At 30.0% G+C, this 2,083-nt stretch carries 1 protein-coding gene; it reads right to left on the reverse strand.

Annotated elements, in window-relative coordinates; translation table 11 throughout:
* On the reverse strand, window positions 1-2,083 hold a 2,083-nt coding region (locus A9G30_RS01045), incomplete at both ends, for an AMP-binding protein (RefSeq protein ID WP_141671937.1).

The raw sequence follows: 2,083 nt of genomic DNA on the forward strand, positions 1-2,083 counted from the left end.
TATTATAATAATTAAAAACATTTTTTTGTAGATTAGTTTTGAGCAAATTAACCCAATTAATAACTTGGTTATCTCCCTCATACGCAGGAAAACAATTAGTACCAGTAACTATATTATTATAATATCGATCAATCTCAGAAATTAGCATTTCGAAACTAAAGCAATCAATCAAAGTATGGTGCATCAAAATTAATAAATATTTTTGTTCTTTAGTCTGTATTCTTAGATTCAACATGATAAATCGACTTAAGAAAGAATTACCATCAAATCTAAACTCACCTTGAACATTATCACAATACAAACTGATAACCTCATTTGCACTACTTTCATCACAAAAATCACCCAGCTCGACAGTTTCTAGGTTAGGTGAGAGATCAGATTGATATAGAGTAACTTTCTGATTCTTAATTGCTTTTAATCTAAGGACTGGGTAATCATCTGCTATTCGTTTTATTGTCTGAGCCAAAATAGTTTCATTTATTTCTAAATTCCGATCATGCCATAATTTATATACTGTGTACCGCTCTCCTACCTGTTGAGTATTTAATAAATATGAAACAGTAGGTAACATAATACTATCTGAGATCATTTTCTCATTTTCAATATGTTGAACATCATTTTCTTTTGTACAGCTAATTTTATCGGCGAGTTCTTTTAGATTCGATGTATTATATAAATCACTCACAGTAATTTTTATATTCAACTTTCCTAGTTCTGATATACATTTTAGTGATAAAATAGATGTACCACCTAGAGTGAAAAACGAATCTAAAAGGCTTACCTGATCAACTTTTAAAATATCCTTCCATACATTAGCGATCACATTCTGTAATTTATTTTCTGGTTGAACAATATTCCTTCTTGTTTCAAATTTAACTTTTGGTAAATTACTTTTGTCAATTTTACCTGATGGAAGTTTGGGGATTTTATTAATAATATTGATACTTCTAGGGACTGAATATGAAGGTAATTTGTCTTTCAATTTCAGTTTAATGTCATCTTGCGTAATATTACCACTATAGGCTTCTTTAACTACAACAAAACTAACAATTTTATTTTCACCATCATCTTTAATAACAAAAGTAGCACTATCTTGAATACCTTCCATTTTTAAGAGTTCATGCTGGATCTCATCTAGCTCAATCCTAAAACCATCAATTTTTACTAAATTATCATTCCTTCCTAATAGAATGAGTTTTCCATCATTATTGATTCTGACCAAATCTCCTGTTTTGTAAACTAGTTTTTCAATAGCAGGGATAGTATGATGAAAAACAATATTTTTTTCTGATAAATATCCCGTTGACAGACAATCTCCAGATACAGCTAATTCCCCTACAACACCGCGGGGTACTATTTGATTGTTTTTATCTAAAATATACAATTGAACATTGCTAATGGCATTGCCAATTGGTATATAAATGTTCTCAAAATCTATCTCACTCACGTTATGTACTGCGGCATTTGAGCTACATTCGCTTGAACCATAAAAATTATATAATTTTGTATGGTTATAAATAGCCATAAAATCCTTTGCTACTTGTGTATTCAGTATTTCTGCACTAGAAGTAACCAATTTTAAAGATGGTAATAAATTGGGTTTATTTATTTCCTTACCTACATGTATTAACCCCTTTAGAACTGCGGGCGAACTTAGTAATCGAGTAACTTTATATTTATCAAGTAAGTTAAATAAGAGGTAAGGATCTCTGACATCATTATCTTGACAAATAACCGTTGGTATTGCTTTTAAAAGCCCTCCCAATACTTCCCAAGCACTTGCAACTAAAGATGTAGATTTTTGAACAATACATACGTCATCATTTGAAAATGGAAATTCCGTCCACATCCAGAATAATCGATTTATCACAGATCGATTTAATATCTTAACTGCTTTAGGCACTCCTGTAGAGCCTGATGTGTAAACTAATTGAAATATATTTTTTAAATCCAATTGATTTATTGAACTCATTTTATAAAAATAAATATTAGATTCTATAATAATTGATCCTGCTTTAGGATCAATTTGATTAAGTCTTCCTGCCCGCGAACTAATAAATAAACATGGTTTTAGTGATAATAA

This window comes from Gilliamella sp. Fer4-1 (genome assembly GCF_001690515.1).
GTDB lineage: Bacteria > Pseudomonadota > Gammaproteobacteria > Enterobacterales > Orbaceae > Gilliamella > Gilliamella apicola_C.